The following is an 8,654-nucleotide window of genomic DNA, read 5'->3' on the forward strand; positions in this document are numbered from 1 at the left end:
CCGCTGATCTACGCCCATGTAAATCCCTATGGGCTATTTGAGCTGGATATGAACACTAGGTTGCCGATTGAAGTGGCCGCTTAAAAGTTGGCGGTTATCGCAGCTACCCGGTCATTACCCCTGATAGGGGTGAGTAGTTACCTTGGGATAAAGCAATCCAATTGGCAGACCCTGCAGTGGAGGGGATTCTGTTGCGGTGCAAGGCAGCTGGAGCCCCCTTACCTGAGGTTGGTTATGAAGTGCAAAATAAGCGTGAAGAAGTGATCGCAGAACTGGAACTGGCCTGGCCAAAACGGCTTATGGGCATCGCTTTATCCGAAGAGGACAAAACCGCAGCTGAGAAGGTTGGTTGGACCGTATGGGAGATGATTGACGTATTGGAACGCTATGACGTATTCCAAAGGAGCATTGGAGGGTAGCCTGCTGGACAGGAGAGGAACCGAAACAAGCGAGCAATTGCCCGGAGTTGTGCCAGGATTTGGCGTATTGTTTCGGCGATGAAGATAGGAATCCATCCAACACATAAATCTACAGGACATAGGGCGTTAGTATGGATCAAGGTACCTGGTTAAAAAAGTTTCTGGAAAAACGGCATTTATCGATACCCGATGGCCGACCACTGTATGCTTACCGGTGCGGCAAGTCCGAATATTCAGTCCTTACTGGGCTAATGCGGGATATGCTCGTAGGACTGGAGAAGAGGCATGATTACCGGCGCTTTGCCGAGCTGTTTTGTCTTTTTGCAGCAGAGACCTGGCAACGCCGTTATGCTGAAGGCACCTGGTCGTACGACACTATATTCGATGTGCTGGATCAGCCGGTTCCGGATCAGAATGCTATTCGAGACTGGATCGTTAGAGGGCTTGATTGGTGGCGGCGAGAGGTTATTGTCACTGAGCGTGGAATCAACCAGTATCTGCTGACTGTCGGCTGTGAAGGCGGGTTGCCGATTCGGCTGCTAAATGGTGCTGATGCCCGTCTTGCTGCTTATTTCCGAGAATTGCAGAATGCATTCAATCGTTTTCCCCATGCAGATGTAGAAGACCTTGCCCGCCAGAACATGCCCCTGTTACCAGTCAGCTTGCAACGGGATGTGGTGTACGAGGTCAGCGCGCGCCTCGTACAGAGCATTGCTGATCTGCAGGCTCTGGTTGAAGATGCATCTGACCCGGTTCAGGTGCTGGATCAGATAAAACCGGATTGGCGGGATGAGCTTCCGTTACCGCTAGGCAACGACGCTGTTGAAGTATTGCTGGGAAAAATGATACGCCATGCGCAGTCGTTGCAATCGTCTGGAGGTGCGCCAATCAAATGGCGGTGGGGGTTGGATGCAAAGGGGGACGATTGGTTTTTGTTTGCAGAACTGGTACTGCCGGACAATATCGAAACTGAGCAGTTGTCAGCATGGACGAATGCCAACGAACCTCCAGCCCGATTCAAGATATTGCACGGGGTAGGCACGCAGGTCAGTAGTGTGGCATTGCTTACCCGGGTAACGCGCCGGGACGGTACTCAGGTTTACCGGTGTGAATCACTGAGCAGGCGGGCAGTGCGTCTGATAGGCCGTCTAGCTACCAACCCGGGGGCGCTGTTACTGACAGCAGGGGATCATGAAGTTCCCATCGATGTGCCTGGTGATGAAGGTTTGAGTGATCTCCCCTGGGTGTTTCAGGCAGGGAAACATAACGCCCAGGCCCGCTTTCTAGGCGAGGGATCAGTTCGAACCCGAAATGCATCAACGCTTGTTGCTGTCAGCGTGGAAGATCAACTTCAGGGCGTTGATGACGGCGCGCAGTTCGAACAGATCGGTGAACTGTCCCGCGTAAATCGCCGATTATTCAGAATACATGGCCATGTCAGAGTGGAAGGTCCTCTGGGGGATAGCTCAACAATACGTTGTGGATGTGATCAGGATCGTGCCGACCGTTTTCGTATATCGGGTGCTCAGCTTCCTTGGGTATTGGGTGATCAGCGAGTCTATGTGGGGGTACCTGCTGTGCGGCAGATTAATGGGCAGGGAAGGGTGCAACCGATATCTGGTGCTGTGGTCGAATGGGCATCTGTCGGTATTTCGCCAAGCCAATGGAGCTTGAATCTTCGGGATTGTCGAGGGCGCGTTTGGCTTCGTTGTACCGAGCCAGAAAGTGGTGATGTTCTTCTTCGGCGGCGAATTGATGTAGTGCCTTCCCGGTGCGAAATAAAGCTGCAAGTCGGAGCGCCTGGTCAGCCGGCGTATATCCAATTGTCGGGATTAGAAGGCGCACAGGTCAGTACAACCGATTCAAGAGCGGTCGAGATTTTGCAAGAGGGAGACGGTGTTCGTGTCATAGTTGATGAAAACCCAGAGGAGGCTTTGCAGGAGATTCACCTGCGTCTGCAATGGTCGGAAAGGTGCCCGTTAGAAGTGGCTTTGCCCGTGCCCCGCGTGGGAGGCGTATTTCTATTTGCCGGGCGTCCTGTTCCCAGGAATGGTCTGGTTGCTCTGGAACGGCTTGGAGCAACACGAGCGGTAGTTCAGGGCCCCATGAATGGACATTATAGTATCTCAGCAGAGATCAAAACGGGTGGGATTGTGGACCCGGAACTGGCGCGATTGCTTTGGCTGCAAGAGCCGTTAAAGAATAAAGGGGACGGAAAATATGAGGCCTTACTGCATCAGATGCAGGAATCATTAGCAGAACTCATGGCGATGGCGGCAGATGTAAATATAGAAGCGCAGTTGACCCTGCAGGATGCTACGGGTCGGGAATTAAGCCAAGTTCGGGTGGCGCACTATGATCTGACATTGATTCCTGAGCAGGAACAGGGAAGGGTGACATTATCTTCTACTTCTCTCAAACAACTGGGAGAGGAGTGGGAGGATCGAGTAACGATGGAGATGATTCGCCTGTGGTCGCCTGCATTGCAGACCATTCCTTTGGAAGTCGATTCGGAAAGTGACCTACCGGCCTGGAAGGTACCTGAGGGATTGGAAGCCGGTCCCTGGTGGGTGGTTGGCAGAGATGCGGGCTGGACACGTTTCCGGCCTTTGCTTTTGACGGTTTCGGAGACTGACGAAGGAGATGCCCTCTCTGCGGGGGAGGAGGAAGACAATAAATCTCCTTTGATTCAGGCTGTCAAGGAATCGGATCCAGAGGTGCGAGAGCAACGCATGGATGAACTGGTAAGTGTTTTAGGGAAGGAGCCTGGTGCGCCTGATTGGGAAAGACTGTTCGACTATCTCAGGCTTACACGGGAACATCCGGCTCCCAGCCTGCAACTGATGAACAGTCTTGTGGAATCTCCAGATACTCTAGCCCTATTGTTGTTAAAGGCCTCGATCAATGAAGAGGATTTTGAACTGGCATGGGTATTAGCCCGACAACTTCCCTTTGTTTGGTATCTGGTGCCTGCTGCGTCCTGGCTTTCAGCGGCCAAAGCTCATTTTACTCAGTTGAGCGAGGCCTTGTCCGGCGTGGAGGGAGGGAATGAGATCCTGGAGCAGATCTTTGCCAGTTTCAGGGAGCGGGTAGGGGAAGAATCTCATGGTTTCCAGGTAATATCTGATTGGCTGCAGGAATTGCTATTTCCTGGGTGCTCCCCAGTTACTCCAGAATGGACATTAATGCGCAATGATTCAAAAAACATGTTAGCCCAGATGCCATTGTTGATCGAAGAGATGAGGCAAGCTCTCTTTGCGAGAATAGATTCAGAATCCACCTGGCCGGAGGGTCCCAGAGTGTTGGAACAGGCCGCCAGTCTTCCGGGATCCTGGCAATTTACCGATTGGGGGTATCGACGCAGCGTGCTCTGTGCGCCTTTTGTGGCAGCATTCCTGTTTTTAAAAAATGGCAGCCACTCAAATGCACTGACCCTTGAATTGCGCCGTCTGCGCATCTTTGACCGTAAATGGTTCGACCATGGGTATGCTATTGCCGTATGTATTGGGCTTGCGCTTACTTCCACTGACAGTAATGAATAAACCTGATGAGTGAACTCTATACTGAACTTGCACAGCGCCTGCCACGGGGGGCCAGTCGTGCCATCCTGGGCCTCTTGAGATATCGAAACCTGCCATTGCAGGAATATCTCCGTACGCTTTATGAGCGGCTGCCGGGAGAGCCCGGGAGTTTTCTTGCTGATCCGGTATTTGAGGCTACTTTTGGCTGGAAACCTGCCCAACCGAACATGGAGCAGTTGGCAGGGAATCTGCTCCATACGACATTGATCAAGGCGCTGGCCAATCCACCCAAAAAACTGGTAGACGACTATGCTTTTCCCGAAAAGAGACGTCCTTACCAACACCAGTGGGTAGCATGGAAGGCGCTTATCGAAGAAAGTCCGCCACGATCCTTACTGGTGAGCAGCGGCACAGGTTCCGGCAAGACAGAATGTTTTCTTATTCCAATACTGAATGATCTGGCCACCGAGGTTTCTGAAAAAAATACCCGCCTTACCGGTGTGCGTGCACTATTTCTGTATCCTCTTAATGCATTGATAAAGAGCCAAAAAGAACGGTTGGCAGCCTGGTCTGAACCCTTTGATGAAAAGATACGCTGGTGCCTCTATAACGGCGATACACCGCAGAACTCTCCACCCAGACGGCAAATGGAATGGCAGAGCGAGGTAGTGGGCCGTGATGTCCTACGTGAAGATCCTCCTCCGATACTGGTGACCAATGCCACCATGCTCGAATACATGCTGGTTAGGAATGTGGATCGCCCTATTATCGATCAGTCTCAAGGTAAATTGCGTTGGATTGTTATTGATGAAGCCCATTCCTATCTGGGGTCACAGGCAGCAGAGTTAACACTGTTGTTGCGCCGGGTTCTTCTTGCTTTTGGCTGTCAGCCTGATCAGGTTCATTTCATCGCCACTTCGGCGACTATTGGTTCTGGTGAGGGTGCCAAACACCAACTGCAGAAATTCCTGGCTGATATTGCCGGCGTGGATCCATCCCGTGTGACGGTGGTAACAGGGGAACGAGAGATTCCTGAGCTGAGGAGTGAATTTTCAGGGCAGCATCTTCCACTGCCTCAGCCATCCACATTGCAACAAATGACTCCCGACGAGAGATATGGCGCCCTTGCGTCCTGTCCACAGATTCGTCAGATGCGAAAACGTTTGGCTGCTAGTGCCGCCCGGTTGACAGACCTGATGTCGATTCTGAAGTGGAAAGAATCACCACAGGATCGTCTCAATTTGTTGGCACTGCTGGATTTGTGTGCATCGGCAAGACATGGAGAAAATGGGCCATTGTTGCCCTTGCGGGGGCATTTTTTTCAAAGAGGGCAGCCGGGACTGTGGGCTTGCAGCAATGCTCAATGTGAAGGTCGGGTTGGTACTTGCCTGGATGCAGCCGAATGGCCATTTGGTGCGGTGTTTACTGATCGCCGTGAACATTGTTCCTATTGCGGCTACCCAGTGTTTGAGCTGTATCAATGCGGTGATTGTGGTGAGGAAGTGTTGGCAGCTACCCAGGTTTATGAATCTGCAGAAGATTGGTTGCATCCACTGAACATCACTGAAGATGTAGATGAGTTTCAGCTCGATATTGAAGATCTTCCCGCGGAAGAAGAGACGGAAAATGAGACGGAGGCTAGTGCTCCAAGTATCGGATTGAGGCGACTTGTGGTGGCGGGAGGCAGTGGCCAAAGCAATGATACCTTGAGTCCTGATGGTCTTCTTGGCGCTACTGGTGATGAAGTAATAAGCGTTTCATTGCAGTTGCCGGGGGAAAGTGGAAGGCTACAATGCCCTCGGTGTGGAGGGGAAGAGCGACGCAGTTTAAGCATGTCCCTTTTTCGTCCTGTCCGGATCGGTGCACCCTTTCTTTTGCAAACAGCTATTCCGGAACTGCTGAAGCATCTTCCTTCAAAACAGACTAGATCCAGTGACAATCCCTTGCCCCTGCAGGGAAGAAATTTGTTGGCTTTCACTGATTCCCGGCAGGGAACAGCAAGAATTGCTGCTCGATTACAACAGGAATCAGAGCGTAACTACGTGCGAAGTCTTCTCTACCATAAACTGGGTGAACTTGCGGAAAGCACAGATGGTAGGGATGTCAAAAAGTTAAAGAAACAAGTCAAAGAGTTAGAAGGTGTCTCCCAAGGAAACCCGGTGTTTCAACAGCTCCTGGAAGAAACTAAGAAAAAACTGGCTGACAAACAGTCTCCGCAAATAGCACTTCTTTCCTGGAATGAATCCGTGGATTTCCTCATGGGAGATCGGGGCTTCAATCGCTTTGTCATTCCGCCACTAAGGGATTTGACACTTGAGCTGACTGACCGGCAGGTTACAGAACTTTGTCTCTGGCGGGAGTTCTTGTTCCGGCCAAGGAATCAGTTTTCCTTGGAAGGAATGGGATTGGTACGGCTAAATTACCCAGAGCTCGACAATATCGCCGAAGCCCCTGCTGCTTTGCGCCATTTGGGGGTAAATGTAGAAGAATGGCGTGATTTCTTGCAAGTGGTACTGGACATTATTGTTCGGGGCTGGAAGGCTGTGTCGATTCCCCGGGATATGTTGCGCTGGACCGGTTATCTGGGTGTGGCGAGCGACATACTGCCACCAGGACAGCCGCGTACAGGTTGGGATCAACATGGCTGGCCTTCCGCTAAGAATACGATGGGGAGACGATCCCGTCTGATTCGTTTGATCACTTATGCTTTTCAATGGGATCCTGCAAACGAAATCCATCAAGAGCTGATCGAAGAGATCATAAACGCCATCTGGATTGCATTAAAACCACTTCTAAGTGCTAGTGAAGGTGGCACCTATTATTTGGATCTTCCAAGGAAAGCCCAGCTCTCTGGGGTGCACGATGCCTGGCTCTGTCCGGTGACCAGGCGCTTATTACCGATTACTTTTAAAGGATTGACACCCTATCTTCCATTAACGGCAACAGACGAACTGGCAAAGTGTGAACGTGTTGAAATGCCACGGTTGCCTGCACCTTTTTGGCCGGAGAGTGAAGAGAAAGCCAGGGAATGGCTGGAGACTGACGAAAAAGTGAGAAAGTTGCGAAGCATGGGGGCCTGGAGTGACCTCAATGATCGCATCGCTGGTTTTTCACCCTACTTTCGGTCTGTTGAGCATTCGGCTCAGATAAAGGGTAACCTGCTCACTCGCCGCGAAAAAGAGTTCAAGGAAGGACGAATCAATTTGCTTAGCTGCTCCACGACTATGGAGATGGGCGTGGATATTGGCGGTCTATCTGCCGTGGCCATGAACAATGTGCCACCTCATCCGGCAAACTTCTTACAGCGCGCAGGCAGGGCCGGTAGGCGGGGCGAGAAGTCGGCATTGAGCTTTACTCTCTGCAAAAGCACCCCACAAGGGGAGGCTGTATTCAACAATCCATTATGGGCGTTTACGACGGCGTTGAGTGTTCCCCAAGTAGCACTGCAAAGCGGTCGTATTATCCAGCGCCATGTGAATGCTTTGTCCCTGACTCAATTCCTGGTTCAAAATACAAACGATGAAGTATTCAAACTAAACTGCGGATGGTTTTTTAATACTGATGAAGCAGAAATGAGGTCCTCACCTTCACTTAGATTCCAGGAATGGTGCAGGGAGGGTATGGCAGAAAGCCAGTTAAAACAGAATGTGGATTGGTTGTGTCATGGATCCTCACTGGCCGGAATACCAGCCGATCAACTTTTAACTGAATCAGCGATGGCGATGGAGCGACTCGCTGGCTTATGGAAAGAAGAATATAGTGCATTGGAAGCCAATCTTGAAGAGGTCAAAACCCGCCAAGGGAATAGTCGTCCTGAAAAAGCAATACGTATGCAGCTCGAACGCCTCGAAAAAGAGTACCTTCTTGCGGAGCTGGCCACGCGTGGATTCCTTCCCGGTTATGGCTTTCCCACTGGAGTTGTTTCTCTTTTGACCAGCACTATGGAAACTATTGGACGTAATACGACACAGCAGAGAGAAGATAATCGGGTGCTAAGCCGAGGTTCACCGTCTCGACCCATTGCACAGGCGTTGCGGGATTATGCGCCTGGCACTGATACCACGCTGGATGGTCGTGTCTACCGCAGTGCGGGTGTCACGCTCAACTGGCACCTGCCTGCAGCTATTGAAGGTGGGCAGGAGATTCAGGCGCTGCGGTGGGTTTGGCGCTGCCATGAATGTGGTGGTACAGGGACCCGACCCTATCGTCCAGAGCAATGTCCGCATTGTGGTGAAAACGATCCAGAAAAATTATCTCGGAATGAGTATCTTGAACCTGCGGGTTTTGCAGTAGATATCCGTGACAAGACTCATGGTAATGTCAACACCCAGCAGTATCTTCCTGTGCGGGATCCATTGATTTCAGTTCAAGGAGCAGTATGGATGTCTCTGCCCAACCCCACATTGGGGCATTATCGTTCCACTGGTAATGGGCACATATTCCACCGAAGTGATGGCCTTCATGGTCTTGGTTATTCGCTTTGTCTGCGTTGTGGTCGATCTGAATCCCTAGGTTATGACGGTAATCACCCAAGAACCATGGATGGACACAAGCGGTTAAGAGGGGGGCGGGACAATGATCGGGAGCAGCACTGTCCAGGTAATGATGAGCTAGGAGCAATTAAGGATGGCTTGCTGTTGGGTGCGTCTCTCTATACCGATATTTTTGAACTGCAGCTATGTGAACCGGAAACCGGCAATGCAATCAGTCCTTT

The 8,654-nt window shown here is 51.3% G+C and carries 3 protein-coding genes; all 3 read left to right on the plus strand.

Translation table 11 applies throughout. The features are described 5' to 3' along the window. The first annotated feature begins 161 nt into the window (after nt 1–161). Nucleotides 162–419: a hypothetical protein gene (locus tag ACOCD2_RS07670; protein ID WP_293714899.1), complete on the plus strand. Its 258-nt coding sequence runs from the start codon at nt 162–164 to the stop codon at nt 417–419. A 131-nt stretch (nt 420–550) separates the two neighbouring features. Continuing rightward, nucleotides 551–3,961, plus strand: coding sequence for an STY4851/ECs_5259 family protein (locus tag ACOCD2_RS07675; RefSeq protein ID WP_293714897.1), 3,411 nt, complete (start codon nt 551–553; stop codon nt 3,959–3,961). 5 nt (nt 3,962–3,966) lie between these two features. Continuing rightward, a partial coding sequence (locus tag ACOCD2_RS07680) for a DEAD/DEAH box helicase (protein WP_419625672.1) occupies nt 3,967–8,654 on the plus strand: 4,688 nt, incomplete at its 3' end.

Source organism: Thiolapillus sp. (assembly GCF_048562965.1).
Lineage (GTDB): Bacteria > Pseudomonadota > Gammaproteobacteria > Chromatiales > Chromatiaceae > Thiolapillus > Thiolapillus brandeum_A.

Coding starts and splice junctions, on each gene's coding strand:
- ACOCD2_RS07675 (WP_293714897.1), top strand. CDS start 551: ATGGATCAAGGTACCTGGTTAAAAAAGTTTCTGGAAAAACGGCATTTA.